Source organism: Candidatus Halobonum tyrrellensis G22 (genome assembly GCF_000495475.1).
In the GTDB taxonomy this organism is placed as follows: Archaea; Halobacteriota; Halobacteria; order Halobacteriales; family Haloferacaceae; genus Halobonum; species Halobonum tyrrellense.
Map to the genome: position 1 here is coordinate 63943 of NZ_ASGZ01000005.1, position 16696 is coordinate 80638.

The 16696-nt window shown below is 67.5% G+C and carries 11 protein-coding genes; 2 read left to right on the forward strand and 9 right to left on the reverse strand.

The window, feature by feature from the left end:
- Nucleotides 1-2 precede the first annotated feature (2 nt).
- Complete coding sequence (locus K933_RS02080) at nt 3-1016, reverse strand: Gfo/Idh/MocA family protein (RefSeq protein WP_023393021.1); 1014 nt, start codon at nt 1014-1016, stop codon at nt 3-5.
- A 248-nt stretch (nt 1017-1264) separates the two neighbouring features.
- Here K933_RS02080 and K933_RS02085 point away from each other — a divergent pair, with 248 nt between their 5' ends.
- Nucleotides 1265-3025: an arylsulfatase gene (locus K933_RS02085; protein ID WP_023393022.1), complete on the forward strand. Its 1761-nt coding sequence runs from the start codon at nt 1265-1267 to the stop codon at nt 3023-3025.
- Nucleotides 3026-3070: 45 nt separating this feature from the next.
- Here K933_RS02085 and K933_RS02090 read toward each other — a convergent pair whose 3' ends face one another.
- From K933_RS02090 to gfo6, 7 genes are all read right to left on the reverse strand, one after another.
- On the reverse strand, nt 3071-4510 hold the full coding sequence (locus K933_RS02090; RefSeq protein ID WP_023393023.1) for a sulfatase family protein: 1440 nt from the start codon (nt 4508-4510) through the stop codon (nt 3071-3073).
- 187 nt (nt 4511-4697) lie between these two features.
- On the reverse strand, nt 4698-6860 hold the full coding sequence (locus K933_RS02095) for an alpha-L-arabinofuranosidase C-terminal domain-containing protein (protein ID WP_023393024.1): 2163 nt from the start codon (nt 6858-6860) through the stop codon (nt 4698-4700).
- A 113-nt stretch (nt 6861-6973) separates the two neighbouring features.
- Complete coding sequence (locus K933_RS02100) at nt 6974-7660, reverse strand: hypothetical protein (RefSeq protein ID WP_023393025.1); 687 nt, start codon at nt 7658-7660, stop codon at nt 6974-6976.
- 159 nt (nt 7661-7819) lie between these two features.
- The gene (locus K933_RS02105; RefSeq protein ID WP_023393026.1) at nt 7820-8689 is read right to left on the reverse strand and encodes a carbohydrate ABC transporter permease; all 870 of its coding nucleotides are present in this window, start codon (nt 8687-8689) and stop codon (nt 7820-7822) included.
- Nucleotides 8686-9606: a carbohydrate ABC transporter permease gene (locus K933_RS02110; protein WP_049947497.1), complete on the reverse strand. Its 921-nt coding sequence runs from the start codon at nt 9604-9606 to the stop codon at nt 8686-8688. The genes K933_RS02105 and K933_RS02110 overlap by 4 nt, the downstream gene beginning before the upstream one ends.
- 3 nt (nt 9607-9609) lie before the next feature.
- Nucleotides 9610-10929, reverse strand: coding sequence for an extracellular solute-binding protein (locus K933_RS02115; RefSeq protein WP_023393028.1), 1320 nt, complete (start codon nt 10927-10929; stop codon nt 9610-9612).
- 651 nt (nt 10930-11580) lie between these two features.
- Complete coding sequence (gene gfo6, locus K933_RS02120; RefSeq protein ID WP_023393029.1) at nt 11581-12657, reverse strand: D-xylose 1-dehydrogenase Gfo6; 1077 nt, start codon at nt 12655-12657, stop codon at nt 11581-11583.
- A 121-nt stretch (nt 12658-12778) separates the two neighbouring features.
- On the opposite strand from gfo6, the gene K933_RS02125 reads away from it, so the two are divergent.
- A complete protein-coding gene (locus K933_RS02125; RefSeq protein ID WP_049947498.1) occupies nt 12779-15403 on the forward strand; it encodes a family 43 glycosylhydrolase in 2625 nt (874 codons plus the stop codon).
- Nucleotides 15404-15479: 76 nt separating this feature from the next.
- On the opposite strand, the gene K933_RS02130 is transcribed toward K933_RS02125, so the two are convergent.
- Nucleotides 15480-16610: an ABC transporter ATP-binding protein gene (locus K933_RS02130; protein WP_023393031.1), complete on the reverse strand. Its 1131-nt coding sequence runs from the start codon at nt 16608-16610 to the stop codon at nt 15480-15482.
- Between the last annotated feature and the right edge of the window lie 86 nt (nt 16611-16696).

The window sequence follows — 16696 nt, forward strand, 5'->3', positions numbered from 1 at the left end:
CGTCACTCGAAGTCGCCGAGGTCGATGTCGACGCGCCGTCCGGTCGTCGCTGACTCGTAGGCCGCCTCGGTGACCGCGGTCACCTTGAGCGCGTCCCGAGGTTTCGCCGGCGGTTCGGCGTCGTCGCGGACGACCCGGACGAACGCCGCCGCCTTGGTGGGCGCGTCGTACGCGTCGAGTGGGGGCTCGGACTCCTCGCCGTCGGCGTCGATGTACGTGAGGTCTCGCGTGGACCAGTCGTCACCCTCGACGTAGAACCCGCCCTCCGGCCCCCACACGTGGAAGTGCTCGCGGACCGTGGGTACGTCCCCGGAGACGGCGACGGTCGCGACCGCCCCGTTGTCGAACTGGATGTCGAGCGCCGCCTGTTTGTCGACGCGTCGCTCGTCGTCGGCGAACAGCATCTGCGCGTTGACCGACACGGGCACGAGGTTCGTGGTCCACAACACTACGTCGAGGAGGTGACTCCCGGTGTCGTACAGTTGCCCGCCTCCGGAGAGGTCGGGGTTCGACCGCCAACTCCCGCGCTGGTTGGCGATCCAGTCTTGGGTGACCTCGGCGGTGATGAACTGCGGGTCGCCGGTCTGGATTTCGAGTTCGTCGCGCGCGCGACGGTAGGCGGGCATGAGGTGGCGCTGGTACCCGACCATCAGGGTGGCGTCCGCCTCGTCGCTCCGCCGAACGAGGTCCCTCGCGCGGTCGAGATCGATACACAGCGGCTTCTCACACAGCGTGTCAACCCCGCGGTCGAGCGCCGCGACCGTCTGCTCGTAGTGGAGCGCGTGCGGCGTCGCGATCACCACCCCGTCGAGGTCCTCGGCGTCGAGCATCGCGACGTGGTCGTCGTAACAGTGGTCGTCGGCGACGCCGAACGTCTCGGCGGCGCGCGAGAGACTCTCGCGGCTGATGTCGGCCAGTGCGGCGATCTCGGCGCCGTCCACCTCGTCGAGTTCGCGCAGAACGTGCGTTCCGAGCCCACCGGTACCCGTCACACCGATCCGTACGGTTTCGACCATACGAGACGGCATGGCTCCGGTTACATATAACTTACCTCTCCTCCCACCGTCCACGTCGGCCGGTCGATTTCGTGCCACCACGCGACCTGGAACGACCTATTCCGTTGCTCGGTGGTGGCTCGTCTACAGCCACAGCGTCCCGAGCGATAGATATATCGTTCCGTTGGAAATCTGGACTGTATGGTCTCGACTGTGCGATGGCGTACCAGATGGAGCCTCGATTCGGCGCCACGACCGGGAGGCCGTCGATGACGAACGGCACGCCGGAGACCGCGGACCAGACGTCGTCGCGCCCGTCGACCGGTGGCCGCGAACGACCGAACGTCCTCCTCGTACTCGTCGACGACCTCGGCTACAGCGACCTCGGCTGTTACGGCGGCGAGATCGCGACGCCGAACGTGGACCGACTGGCCGAGTCGGGGGCTCGGTTCGACGAGTTCCACGTCCAGCCCCGGTGTTCACCCACGCGGGCCTCGTTACTGACGGGACACACGAACCACCGGCTGGGGTTCGATGTGCTGACGGGCGACGACGAACTGCGGCGGAACCACGTCTTCCTGCCCGAACTCCTCGGGGAGAACGGGTATCGAACCTATCTCTCCGGGAAGTGGCACCTGGGGAGTACGGCGAACTTCGGCGCGTCCGACGTACCGCGCGACCCGCGCGTCCGCGGGTTCGACCACGCGTACCGGTTCACGGGGTACGCCGAGTCGCCCTGGGACCCCGATACCCGGCTCCTGTCTCACACCCCGGACACCTACCGCCTCCTCTCGGACGCCGTCGAGGAACGGACGTACGAACGCGCCTCCGACCCGGGGGAGTACGAACCCGGCGAGACGTTCTACCAGACCGACGCCATCACCGACTACGCGCTGGACTTCCTCGAACACGACCGGAACCGCGACGAGGCGGAGGGGCGACGGCCGTTCTTCATGTACCTCGCCTACGGGGCGCCGCACTTCCCGCTGGCGGCGCCGCAGTCGCTGGTCGACGAGTACGTCTCGGAGTACGAGGCGGGGTGGGACGCGGTACGCTCGGAACGCCTCCGACGGATGATCGAACGAGGGATCGTTCCCTCGGACGTGGTGTTGCCCCCGCGGAGCGACGTTCCCGCCCGCGAGGGGTGGGAGTGGGAGAGCCACCGGATACGGGCGTGGGACTCCCTCTCCGAGGAGCGTCAGACCGACCTGGTTCGGCGCATGGCGGTGTTCGCGGCGATGGTCGAGATGGTCGACAGGAACGTGGGGCGCGTACTCGACGAGTTGGAGGAGCACGACCGGTTGGAGAACACCCTCGTGTTGTTCATGTCCGACAACGGCGCCTGCTACGAGTGGCACGAGTTCGGCCACTCCGCCGACGACGGGCCGCGGTCCGGCGACGCCCTGCGGAACATGGGAACCCCCGCGTCCGATCGGGGTCTCAAGTACGGTGCCGGGTGGGCCAACGTGGGCAGTACGCCGTACCGCCTCTACAAACACTTCGGCCACGAGGGCGGGATCCGGTCGCCGCTGGTCGTCCACTGGGAGGGGCTCGACGACGACCTCCGGGAGGGAACCGTCGGCGGGGTGGGGTGTTCCCGCGACGTCACGCCGACGATACTGGACCTGCTCGACGTCGACCTGCCCGACACGTGGACGGCCGAGAACGGCGAGACGTACGCCGTCGACGGGTTCGACGAGACGACCGAGAGCCTCCGCGACCTGCTGGTGGACGGCGACTCGCCCGGCGACCGCGACGTCGCCTGGGAACACGAGGGGAACGTCGCCTACCGAAGCGGGTCGTGGAAACTGGTCGGGAAGAACTTCGAGGGGACGGACGGGAAGCCCGCTCACGAGTGGGAACTGTACGATCTCTCGTCGGACCCGACCGAGTCGGACGACCTGGCGGACGCTCGCCCAGACAGGGTGCGCGAACTCGCCGGTCGGTGGACGGCCTGGGCCGACCGCAACGACGTTCCGGTCCCCGACGCGGTCACCGTTCCGTCGGGCTCCGACGACGGCGTGGAGTAGGGGAGCGCGTTCGCGCTCCCCGCGTGAGGGGTCCGGACGCGCCGCTCAGCGGGCGTCCGCGAACCGTCCGCTCGCGGTACTCTGCGACCGGATGCGCCAGTCGCGGAGGACGTCGAGGAGTTCGCGCTTCCGGTCGGCCACCTCGGGGTCGTCCCACCGGTTGTCGGTCTCGCCGGGGTCGGACGCCAGGTCGAACAGTTGCCCCTCGTCGCTGTCTACGAAGTGAACGAGTTTCCAGCGTTCGCCCCGCACCATGGTCATGAACGCCGTCTCGTCGAGGATACCGTCACGACGCTGCTCGGCGAACACGTGGTCACGCCCCTCCCACTCGCGGCCGGCTATCGCCGGGAGGAGCGACTCGGCTTGCATCCACTCCGGGCGTTCGACGCCCGCGAGTTCGAGTATCGTCGGCCCGAGGTCCATCAGCGAACAGAGCCCGTCGACCCGGCGTCCGGTGCCGAACCGTTCCCCGTCGGACGCCCAGACGAGTGCGGGAACCCGCGTCACCTCCTCGTACATCGTCCACTTCTGGCTGTGCCCGTGCTCGCAGAGCGCGTCGCCGTGGTCGGAGGTGAACACGACGATACAGTCGTCGAGGTAGCCGTTTCGGTCGAGCGCGTCGAGGAGCTTCCCTACCTGTTCGTCGATCATCGCCACGTTCGCCGTGTAGTACGCGCGCTGGCGGTGGAGCTGTTCGTCCGTCGGGTCCCGCTGGTGGACGACCGAGTCGTGGTCGACGTTCACGTGGTGTTGCCGGAGGGCGTCGAAGACGGACGGCTGGCCGGCGAGGTCCGCGTCGTCGATGTCGGGGAGGGGGAACTCCCGGTCCGCGTACTCCTCGGCGTATCGAGGAATTGGGTCGTACGGGGGGTGCGGCCCCGGAAACCCCACCTGGAGGAACAGCGGCTGGTCGGTGTTCGGCTTGTCGTCGAGCCACCACTCGGCGGTGTCGCCCACGAACACGTCGGAGTGAGTCCGTTCGGGTAGCTCCCACTCGAACGCCCCGAGTCGGTCCTCGTAGTCGTCGTACTGCCGGTAGAGCTCCCGCTGTTGTTTCGTGATCCCCTGCGCTTTCAGCGCCTTGTCCCACTCGTCGAAGTAGTAGCGGTCGGAGAGATAGCGGTCCTTGTTCTCGACGACGTACCGTTCGTCGAACCCCATCGGCGTCTCGTACGGTTGGGTGTGCATCTTTCCGACGTTGATACAGTCGTACCCGCTCTCGGAGAGGTCCTCCACCCACGAGTGGCGCCACTCGTCGCCGTTCCTGTAGATCCCAGTCGTGTGCGGATAGAGGCCGGTGAACAGACTCGCGCGCGCGGGGGCGCACGACGGTGCCGTGACGTGGCAGTTCGTGAACGCCGTTCCCTCGTTGGCGAGTCGGTCGAGGTTCGGCGTGTCCATATACGATGCCCCGAGGGCGTCGATCGTATCGAACCGCTGCTGGTCGGTCACGACGAAGACGATGTTCGGGCGGTCTGCTGGCATACGAACGATCGGCCGCTTCGAACGGGGAGAGTATAACTCATGGTGGGCGCGCCGACCATCTCTCGACGGTACCTCACCCGCTCCCCGCTGAGAGGGCTGCTCCCGCACTACCGACGAACCGAGACGCGGGTACCGATCTACGAAGCGCGTCTCGGACGCCTCACGCTCGGCGTCGGTCGCGGCCGACTCACTCGAGTGGGACCGTCACACGGACCATCGAGTAGGGGTCGAGGGAGAGTTCGATCCCCCCGTCTTCGACGGGTATCGACGACGACTCGGGGACGACCCGGGTGGGGTCGTCGCGCGTGTTCTCGTCGGCCATCGACTCGCCCGACAGCACGGTCACCGTCCCCTCGGACCCCGTGTCGAACGCGCCGAGGTCGACCGCGAGGTCGGTCGACTCCGTGCGGCTCGCGCGATTGACGACGACGACGGCGAGTTCGTCGTCGCCGACCGCGGCCATCGCGTCGAGCGCCGGGACGCTATCGACGGGGTCGATCTCGCGGAACGTCGTCTCGGTCCCGATCGTATCGCAGGTCACCTCGACACCGAGGGGGGTCTTGCCCGCGAGTTCCGACCCGATCGACCGCCCGTAGTGACACGGGTTCGCCCAGACGCGCTCCCCCTCCTTCCACAGCCCCCCACCGTGGTTGACCGTCGCGGAGTGGGTCAGCATCTCCACGAATCCGCCCATTCGAATGAAGGTGTGACGGACGACTGCGTCGTACAGCGCCTCGCTGATGGTCGTCGGCGTGGGCATCGTCTCGGGCGAGAGAGCGCCTCCTCGGCCGTCAGCTTCGGTATCGGAGGCGTGACGGCTCTCCCGTCCCGTTCCCTCGGCGTCCGGCTGGAAGCTGGCGAACAGTTGGAGTTCGGTCACGTCGAGTTTGGGGTCGTCGACGCCCGCGTCCTCCATCCGCCCGCGCAGGTCGTCGAACCGGGTGCGGAGTTGGTCGGGGAACCCCATGAACGCGTGGAACAGTTCGTCGGGGTCGGTGGTCGCGTCGACCTCGCCGCCCGCGAGGACGTGTTCGGAGACCGCGCGTACGTCCTCGCCGCACTCCTCGAGTAGCGTGTCGTTCCACCGCCCGTCGCCGTTCACCTCCAACCCACAGGCCGTGACCGCGATGTCGGGGTCGGCGTCGAGCATCGCCTCACGGAAGCGGGCGTAGCGGTCGGCGTTACCCGCCGGCGTGGTCCAGTTGACCTGCCACGGGCCGTAGAGTTCGTTGCCGATCTCCCAGTAGGTGACGTCGAACGGCTCCTCGTAACCGTGTTCGGCGCGGAGCGCGCCCATCTCCGTCTCCTCGGGGTCGCCGTTGCAGTACTCAACCCACGCCGCCGCCTCCGCGGGCATGCCGTCGCCGGCGTTGACGCAGATCGACGGTTCACAGCCGACGTTCTCGCAGAACTCGACGAACTCAGCGGTGCCGAACAGGTTGTACTCCAGTCCGCCCCACGCGGGGTTGATCCGCGTCGGTCGGTCGTCGACCGGCCCGACGCCGTCGCGCCAGTCGTACCCCGAGACGAAGTTGCCGCCCGGCCACCGGAGGAGGGGGAGGTCCGACTCGCGGAGGAGTCCGACCACGTCCGGGTCCGCGCCGTCGACGTGGTCGTCGGGGTAGAGGAGCACCCGGTCGACCACGACGTTCGCGGGGTCGGCCGCCGTCAGGCGCACCTCGTACACCCCGTCGGGGTCGGCGTCCGACGGGAGCGCGAGCGTCCCCTCCGCCGTCGTCCACGCGCCGTCGACATCGGTCGACGCCTCGGCGACGGCCGCGCCACCTGTAGGCCCCACCGACAGGTCGAGCGTCGTCTCGTCGGACGCGCGCGCCCTGATGCGGAACTCGTAGCCGTCCGTCCGGTGGAGCGGCAGACGCGTCTCTTGGAACACCCCCTCGTCGTACGTGTCAGTCTCGATCCGCTGTGCGCGGGTCCCCGACGGGCCCGTGTCGGGGCTGGCGGTCACCGCGTCCGCGTCGGTGGGCTGCCACCCGAACGCGAGGCCGTCGCGGTACGCCTCTAAGAGCGCGTCGGAGTCCGTCTCCTCGGGGTACGCCAGCGGCCGGCCGTGCGCCTCCACCGTCTCGCGGACCCGACCTGGGTCGGTCTCGGCGTCGTACCCACCACTCTGGCGAACCTCGGGCGCGCGGAAGTGCCACTCGCCGAGTACCGGGTTGAACAGCACCTGCGCGTCCATCCCGTGGTAGATGTTGTTACCCAGGTGCTCGCAGAACTTCCCGAACAGCATCGGCTCGACCGGGTCCCCACGCGAGTCCGGGTCGATCCGCACGCTGGCTTCGCTCGGGTCACCGCTATCGACGTGTCTGAACAGTCGGTCGTCGGCCATCGGCAGGTGTTCAGCGGCATCCGCATTAGGGTTTGCGTGGGCCGGCGTGGCCGGCGGACACGGATGCGACCGTCGGCTGTGTCCCGTTCCCAGCCGCGCGTGCCGGCGGCCGGTTACGCCGCTGTCCTTTCCGCCCGCTCCGTTCGGTCCGGGCGGTCACGCTCGTCGCGCGCGAGCATCCGGTCGACCAAGAGGACGTGAAGCGAGAACGCGACGGTGGGGAACAGCAGGACGAACCCGGCGGTCAGCGCCGCGGTGCCGACCAGGAGGACCAGCGTGACCAGCACCGCCATCAGCACCATCGTCACGTGGGTCACCGTCCAGAGGTACGCCGTCTTGAGGCTCTCGACGAGCGGCCGGTCCCGCGCGAGAAGCGCGAGCGTCAGGGCGGAGACGATGGCGAGGTGAGTCGCGAGATACCCGCCCACGAGGCCGAACACGAGCGGGAAGCCGACCGTCGACGACGCGGCCCGTTGGACGTAGAGGAACGCCCCGCCCCCGAAGAGCACCGGGAGGAACCCCACCAGCGTGGCCTCGATGCCGTGGCGGCGAAGCACCCCGAGGAGGTACCCGCGGTCGATCCGTCCCTCGTCGTACAGCGAGTAGATGGCGGCGTACGCGCCGAGCGTCGTCACGCCGAGCGTGACCACCGGGAGCGACGCGAAGAACCACGCGACGCTGATCACGACCAGCCGTAACAGGCGCTCGTAGACGAACGATTTCGCGTCGCGGAGCGTGACGCGGAACACCTCGACGTCGCCCGGTCGCGCCTCTCCGCTCTCGGTCGTCTCACCGGTCATACCCCTACTCGGACTGCCGGGTACTTGAACGTACCTCCGTACCCAGCGACCGTCCGCGTCCGCACCACGGACACCACAAGCACCACGACCGGCGCGCCCGCGGTTACGAATCTGCCCGCGGGGCGCAAAGCAGGGGGTGAGAGCGCCTGCTCCGCTACTTCACTCCACCGTCCCTTGCAGCTCGACCGCCCTGATCAGATGCTTCTGGAGCGCCAAGAACAGAACCAACAGCGGGATCGACGCGGTGAGCGCCGACGCCATCACTAGCCCGGGCTGGCTCGTCGTCGCGTAGGCGTCGCGCACGGTGACGAGTCCGATGGGGAGGGTGTACATCGACTCGCTCTGGAGCAAGACGAGCGGTAACACGAACTGGTTCCACGTGCTGATGAACGTGAACAGCGCCAGCGCGGTCATCGCGGGCTTCATCATCGGCAGGATGAGCTTGGCGTATATCTGCACCGTCGAGAACCCGTCGAGTTGGGCGGCCTCCTCGAGTTCCTTCGGGAAGTCCTTGAAGAACTGCACCAGGAGGAAGACGCCGAGCGCGCCGCCCGACAGCGGGAGGATGACCCCGATGTACGTGTTGAGCAGCCCCAAACTCGAGATGATGGTGTAGATGGGGATCAGGTTGACGACCGCCGGGATCATGAAGCTAGCGAGGATCGTCACGAACACCAGTCGGCGGCCTGGCCACTTTAGCCGCGTGAGCGCGAACGCGATCATCGAGTCGATGACGAGGACGACCACCGTCACCCCGCCCGCGAGGATGATCGTGTTGATGATCCACTGGACCATCGGGGCGGCGGCGAACAGTTGTTCGTACCAGGTCGTCGTCACCGCCGGCGGGATCAGGTGGGGGTTGCGGTCGAAGATCAGGTTCCGCGGGAGGATCGACTGGGTCGCCATGTACCAGTAGGGGAGGAAGAACAGGATGCCCGCGCCGTACATGGCGACGTACACCCCGAACTTCCGTAGCCGCGTCTCGTCGATGCCGATGGTCTCGTTGAGCGTCGAGCGGACGGTGCTCACGCGCTCGTCCCCCCGTCGTCCTGCAGGACGAAGTAGTTGACGAGCGAGACGGCCACCATCACCAAGAAGAGGACGTACCCGACCGCGGCGGCGTAACCGAACTCCCGGGCGGAGAACCCAGTGCGGTAGAGGTACATCACGATGGTCTCCGTCGCTCCGGCGGGACCGCCGTCGGTCATGATGTACGGTTGCCCGAACACCTGGAACGACGAGAGGAACGACGTGATGACCACGAACATCATCGGGTTACGCATCTGCGGGATGGTGATGTCGACCATCGCGCGCCAACTGGTCGCGCCGTCGAGACGCGCCGCCTCGTACAACTGTTCGCCGACGTTCTGTCGGGCGGCGAGCAGGATGATGAAGTTGAACGCGATGGTCCACCAGATGGTCGCGATGGCCACGGCGGGCATCGCCAAGAGGGGGTCGATCAACCAGTTGACCGGTTCGGCGACGAAGCCGGTGAAGTACGCGATGAGGCCGTTCGTCTCGAAGACGTCCTGCCAGAGCAGGCCGACAACCGAGACGGTGAGTACGTACGGACTGAAGAACAGCGTCCGCAGGACTCTCCGCCCCTTGATGCTCCGATTGACGCCCAACGCGAGCAGGAGCGAGAGGACGACCAAGAACGGGACCGTCAACACGACGAAGTAGACGGTGTTACCCAGCGCGTTCCAGAACTGCGGGTCGGCGAGCAACGTCTGGTAGTTCGCCAGCCCGACGAACTCGGTCCGGTCCGGGAACAGCGCGTTCCAGTCGTGGAGGCTCATCCAGAACCCGTACGCGAGCGGGTAGACGAGGAAGGCGGCGAAGACCAGGAGGTACGGCACTGAGAACCCGTACCCCTCCAGCGTCTCCCGGAGCGAGTACTCCTCGCGTACGGCTCGGATGCGCTGTTGGGGGGTAGAGATGCTCACGGGTTACTTCCAGACGGAATTGAGGTTCTGTTTGATCTTGTCGAGTGCCTGTTGCGGCTCCATGTTCCCCGTGCGGACGGCGGTGACCGGGTCGTAGATGGCCTGGTGGTACTGACCGTTCTTCCGCGTCCGGGGGACGTACATGAACTCGTCGTTTTCGAGCATCTCGAACCACGTCTCCATCGTCTTATTCCAGACGGGCGCCTCCCTGAGCTCCTGGCTCTCGCGCGCTTGAACCGCGTTGGGGATGTGACCCGCGCTCGTCCCCCACAGCAGCCCGTAGTCCTGCGTGATCGTCTTGGCGGCCTGCTTGGCCGCGTCCGTCTTCTCCTTACTCCGGTTTTTACTCGTCGGCACGGCGATCGAGTGGCTGTTACTCCACGTCTTGTTCTCGTCGAGACCCATCCCGGGGGCCGGCGGGGCTTTCATGAAGCCCCACTCCAAGTCGAGTTCCTTGTACGCGTTGTACGTCCACGTGCCGTTGTTGAGCGCCGCGGTGCCGTTGTTCTGGAACTGCTCGAACGCGACCGCGGTGTCTTTCGGGAACCACTCCCAGTTCGCGCGCATGTCGTTGACCGTCTGGAGCACCTTCAGGCCGTCCTCGTTGTCGAACCCCATCTCCCACCCGTTGTCGGTCTCTTCGAGGATCACGTTCCCCATCTGGCGGAGCCACGGGTAGTAGACGCGGTTGCCGTGGAGAGCCCCGCCGGGGTCGTACCCCATCTTGTCGGTCTCGGAGACGACGGTATCGATCTTCTCTTTGAACTCGCTCCACGACCCCATCGTCTGTTCGGGGTCGAGCCCCGCCTCCTCGAAGATCCCCTTGTTGTAGTACGTCCCCGTCCCGAGGATGTCGAGCGGCGCGCTCCGCAGGTCGCCCGCGACGACCCCCTCGCCGTACGACGTGCTGTAGTAACTGCTCTCGTCGAGCGTGTCGGTCAGTGGCTCGAACGCCTCGCCGAAGCGTTTGATCCGACTCAGGTGACAGATACACATGTCCGGCGGATTCCCGCCGCTGAGTGAGGTGTACAGTTTGGTGTAGTACTGGTCCCACGGGATGCGCTGTCGCCTGATCTGGATGTTGCTGTTCTCCTCGTTGAACGTGTCGACGATCTCTTTCATCGTCGCTCCGTCGCCGCCGGCGAACAGCGTCCAGTAGTCGAGCGTGATCTGGTCGGGTGCCGCGGTCGCGGTGGGGGTTCCGGTCGGCGTCGACGACCCGGTGCCGGTCTCCGAGTCGGTCGGGGCGTCGCCCCCGCCACCCCCGCCGCTGGCACACCCTGCGAGCGCGATAAACCCGGACCCGCCGAGCGCCGACAGCACCTGTCGCCTCCGCGCGGTACGGGCTCCCGTATCCGTGTCTGTGGCTATCTTTCGGGACACACCCCGGAGTTGATCGACCCGGTAATTAAGTGTTGTGCCGAGACGCGGCGCTCGGCAACGAGGTCGAGCCAGCCCTCAGAGCGCACAGTTACGGAGTCGAATCCCCGCACAACCGTTTCTTCGGAGGAAACGAATCCGTCGCCGATCTCCGCCTCGCCGCGTTCGACCACTCCGACCCACCGAATTTCGTCGTGGGATTACAGCGGTACTGTTGTAACTGCTATCGACGTTCATGGCGATTATTCGCCGTATCGAGCGTGAAGTCGAACGGGGATCCGACTGGATCGGGTATCGCGGGGGTTCGGCTCTCGGACCACAGCCGTTTCCCAGTGAGAAACATTCACACGCAGGGTGCGGCGTGGGACCGGCGTCACAACGGAGGTCGGCCTCGCTTCTGCGGACGAGCCCACCCGTACACGACCGTGTAACGATGGCCCCACGACGAGTCCGTACCGCGGAGCCCACCGACTCCGAACCGTTCGCGGTACCGCCGCGGTCGCTGTTCGTGAAGTTGGAGACGTCGGACGGCGCCGTCGGTTGGGGGGACCGGCCGTCGAGGGACGCGCGAACACGCCGTCGTAGTAGAGCGCGTTAGGAATCGACCGTAACCCGTTCGCCCGACTCGGCCGACCGGTGGATCGCTTCGAGCGCCCGCATATCCACGAGGCCGTGCCGCCCGTCGGGGCCCGGGTCGCGGTCGGTGAGGACGGCCTCCGCGAAGTAGTCGAACAGGTCGACCATCTGGTTCGCGTCGGGCGTCTCGACGTCGAGGCTCCGGTCGCCGACCGTCAGCCGGAGTCGAGTGTCCATGTGGTAGGCGGGGTCGAGTCGGAGGCTCCCCTCGGTCCCGACGACCTGGAGGTACGTCCGTTCGGCGGCGTTCTGACTCGCCACGCACGTCGAGTGAACGCCGCCCTCGAACTCAAGGAGGACCGACGCGAGTTCGTCGGGAACCCGGTCGAACGCCTCGTGGTCCGACCGCATCGACGCCTGAGCGGCGACGGGGTCGGCGTCGAGGAGGAACCGGGCCGTGTTGAGGTGGTAGATTCCCAGGTCCACGACCGAGGTTCCGTAGCCGGTCAGGTCGGGGTCGAGACGCCACTGGTCGTGGTCGGCGAACATGTCGAGCAGGCGCTGGCTGTTGACGCCGGTCACGAACCGGGGTTCGCCGATCACACCCTCGCGGACCAGTTCACGGGCGCGTCGGACGGCCGGAACGGTCTGCATCCGGTAGCCGACGATCAACTCGACGCCCGCCTCCTCGCATACGTCGACCAGCCGCTCCGCGCGGCCGACGGTGGCCTCCATCGGCTTTTCACACAGGACAGCCTTCCCCAGACCGGCCGCCGTCTCGGCGTAATCGAGGTGATAGGCGTTGGGCGTACAGACGTACACCGCGTCGTACCCCTCCCGTCCGACCCCGTCGTGGAACTCGTCGTAGTCGAGCACCCGTGACACCGTCTCGACGTCCGCGGCGACACGCTCGCCCTTCGCCCGCGACCCCGTCACGAGCGTCGTCGTCTCACACCGGTCCACCGCCTCGATGGCGGGCAGGACCCGCTCGGTCGTCCACCAGCCGAGACCGACGAGTGCCAATCGTACGGTGCCCTCGGCCCCCGTCCGCCAGTCGCGCTCGGCGAACTCGCCGAGACAGTTCGACAGTGACATCGAAGGGGGAATCGACGACCGAGTACAAAAATCGAGCGGGTGGGTGCCGGGGGTGACGAACCGACATGTAGTATCACGTACGGAAAGAACTATGAAAAACAGTGACAATTTCGGGGCGGAGATGAATCGGAGAAGCCTCCTTCAGCGGATAGCGCTCGGAGCGGGCGCGCTCTCGACTGCGGCCACCGGAACGGCCGAGACGCCCGCGGGCCCGGTCGACCGGTCGACGTATCGCAACCCGGTGTTCGAGCCGGTGTTCGCGGACCCGAGTACGGTCCGAACCGACGACGGGTGGTACTACGCGTACGGCACCATGGACAGGTGGGGCGACGGCGAGGGGTTCCGGATCGTCCCGATCGTCCGGTCGACCAACCTCGTGGACTGGGAGTACGTGGGCGACGTGTTCGAGTCGGTTCCCGAGTGGCTCGAACGCGGCGACGCGGACTTCGTGTGGGCGCCCGACGTCGCGCAGTACCGCGGGAAGTACCACCTCTACTACTCGCTGGTCGACGCCGCGCCCGAGTACAACGACGACGCACAGGGGGTCGGCCTCGCCGTCGCCGACTCGCCCGCGGGACCGTTCACGGACCGCGGGAAGGTGTTACAGGGGTTCGAGGTCGGGGTACTCAACTCGATCGACCCGATGTTCTACGTCGACGACGGCACCCCTCACTTGATCTGGGGGAGTTTCAACGGCATCTACCTGGTCGAGTTGACGCCCGACGGCACCGCACCCGCGGGCGACCCCGTCCAGATCGCCAGCGCCCGGTTCGAGGGGCCCTACGTGGAGGAGCGCGACGGAACGTACTACCTGTTCGTCTCGAGCGGGACGTGCTGTGACGGGCCGAGCAGTTCCTACCGGGTCGAGGTCGGTCGCGCCGACTCGCTCGACGGGCCGTACCTGAACCGGGACGGCGAGTCGCTCCTCGACGCACCGGGGTCGGTCGTGGTCGACGACAGCGAGCAGTTCGGCGCGCCCGGTCACAACGGGCTCGCGTACGACGACGCCGATCGGGCGTGGCTGGTGTACCACGGCTACGAGCGCGACGAACCGGGGTTCATCGCCGACGGCGCGGCGCCCCGCCGACCGCTGTTCGTCGACCCTCTCCAGTGGGAGAGCGGGTGGCCCGCCGTCGAGGGCCGCGTCCCCAGCGTCACCCAGCGCCGCCCGTCGATCGAGACGGGCGAGCAGCCGCGGGTCGCCGTCCCGAACGTGTCGGCGTCCGTGACGAGCGTCACGCCGGACGAGCGGTTCTCGGTCACCGCGACGATACGGAACGAGGGGGCCGACGGGACGGCGTACGTCAACCTCTACGACGGGTCGACCGTCGTCGACTCCGCGCCCGCGGTGCTGTCGGCGGGCGAGACCCAGGAGGTGTCGTTCGAGACCCGGCTGTACACCGGCGGCGACCACGCCCTCTCGGTCGGCACGTCGGTGGATCGGGCCTCCGAGCCCGTCACCGTCACCGTCGACCCGCGGCCGGCGGAACTCGCGTTCGACGACGTCGAGATGCCCGACGTGTTGAGCGCGGCCGAGGCCGGCGAGTTCTCGGCGACCGTCCGGAACGTCGGGAGCTACGAGGCGTCGGAGTCGGTCGACTTGGTCGTCGACGGGTCGGCCGTGATGTCGTCGCCGGTGGACCTCGACCCCGGCGAGTCGACCGCGCTCACCTTCCGGCGGGCGTTCACGGTCGCCGACGACGGCTACCAGGTGGACCTCGTCGCCGGGAACGTCGAGGAGCGCCTCGGCGAGAGCGACGACGACTTCTACGGCCGTCAGGACCGACTGATCCAGTACGCGCACACCGACGGCGACGAGGTGACCGACCGTGACACGTGGATCAACTCGCTCGCACCCGAGACGCGGGCGCACGTCGACGCGGACCCGGTCGAGGTGGGCGACGGCACCGCCTCGGTCGACGTCACCGTGACCGGCGAGACGGACCGCCCGCTCTCGCTGGCGGGGTACACGCTCCCCGGCGGGGAGTTCTCGTTCGACACCGCCGACGAGCAGGACCTAGTCGCGGCCACGAGCCGGACACTCGACCCCGGCGAGCACACACTCGAGATCCCGCTGCCGGGCGAGGGGTCGCTCTCGACGCCCGAGTCGTACGGCACCCACGAGGTGACGTTCGACGGCGACGACTCGACGGCCGCCACGCTCACCGTGCTCGCGCCGCCGCCGGCGTCGTTCTCCACGTTCGCCAACACGACCGCCGACTTCGGCCAACTCGACGGCGACTACGCGGTCAACGCCGCCGGGACGGACACGTGGACGTTCGCGGACGAGTACGGCACCCTCTACCGGTCCGACGCCGCGGGCGAGCGGGTCGACGTCGAAGTGCGGGTGACGGGCCAAGAGGAGACCGACGCGTACGCCAAGGCCGGGATCATGGTCCGCAACGACCTGGCCGCGCCGGGCGAGTCGCTGGGCTACGTCCTGCTGACCGCGCTCGCGGGCACGGGCTACCAACTGTCGTGGGACGCTACCGACGACGGCTTCATCGACAGCGGACCGGTCGCGGGGAGCGAACCCGACTACCCGGTCCGCCTCCGGCTGGAGAAGCGGGGGAGTACGTTCCGCGGCTACTACAGCCCCGACGACGGCGCGACGTGGGCGCAGGTCGGCTCCGCGGTGAGTGTCCCGTCAGCCGACGCCGTCCAGGACGCCGGGATGTTCGTCTGCGCGCTCGACGCCGACCCGTCGCTGGTCACGTTCGACGAGTTCGCGATCCGGCCGCGGTAAACCGAAGGGGGAGCCGCCGACCGGCACGGAACGGGCGCGGTGTCGTCGTCGACGACCGAACCGGGGGCCGGGCGGCTCAGGCGCGGGAAGGCTGTGAGTCGGCCGCGACCCGCGACCGACCCTCGACGAGGACGTTTTCCTCCGTCTGCCCGTCGAAGAGGTGGACGTCCTCCTCGTCGAACGTGATGGACAGATGCTCCGACTCGGTGGGCTTGACGTCGGCCGAAACCCGGACAGTACACTCCTCGTCGCCGACGAGCACGTAGAGGTAGTTGTCGCTCCCCACCGGTTCGACGACGTCGACCGTCGCTCGGACGCTCTGGTCGCCCTCCTCACCGATCCGCATGTTCTCCGGGCGGATCCCGAGCACGCCCGTCTCGCCCGTCATCCGCTCGCGGATGCGCTCGGCCAACTCCCGCGAGAGCGGGTAGTCGAACGCCCCGCCCGAGAGGACGGTTCCATCCAGTTGGACGTCGAAGAAGTTCATCGACGGCGAGCCGATGAAGTCGGCGACGAACTGGTTGGCGGGCCGGTGGTATATCTCGTCGGGCGCGCCGATCTGCTGGATCTCGCCGTGGTTGAGTATCACGACCCGGTCGGACATCGTGAGCGCCTCCTCCTGGTCGTGGGTGACGTACATCGTCGTCGTGTCGAGGTCCTCCTGGATCCGCTGGAGTTCCGTCCGCATGTGGAGGCGGAGTTTGGCGTCGAGGTTCGACAGCGGCTCGTCGAACAGGAACACCTCGGGCTCGCGGACGATCGCACGCCCCGTCGCCACCCGCTGCTGCTGGCCACCCGACAGCTGTGCGGGCTTCTGGTCGAGCAGGCCCTCGATCCCCATCATCTCCGCCGCTTCGACCACCCGGCCGTCTATCTCGTCGTCCGAGAGGCTCGTGGTCTGTTTGAGCCCGTAGGACATGTTCTGGCGGACGCTCATGTGGGGGTAGAGCGCGTAGTTCTGAAACACCATCGCCACGCCGCGGTCTTGGGGCTGGACGTCGTTTATCTCCCGTCGGCCGATCTCGACCGTCCCCTCGGTGATGTCTTCGAGTCCCGCGACCATCCGGAGGAGGGTCGACTTCCCCGACCCCGAGGGGCCGACGATCGTCGTGAACTCGCCGTCCTCGATCCGGAAGTCCACATCGTCCACCGCCAAGATTTCCTCGTCGTACACCTTCGAAACGTGGTCGAAGTTCACTTCGCTCATAATCGATTATCCAGTTACCGTTGGCCCACGTTACTACAAGAAGGTTTTGCCGCCCGGGTGACGCGAACGCGGCCGGCCGTTCGGGA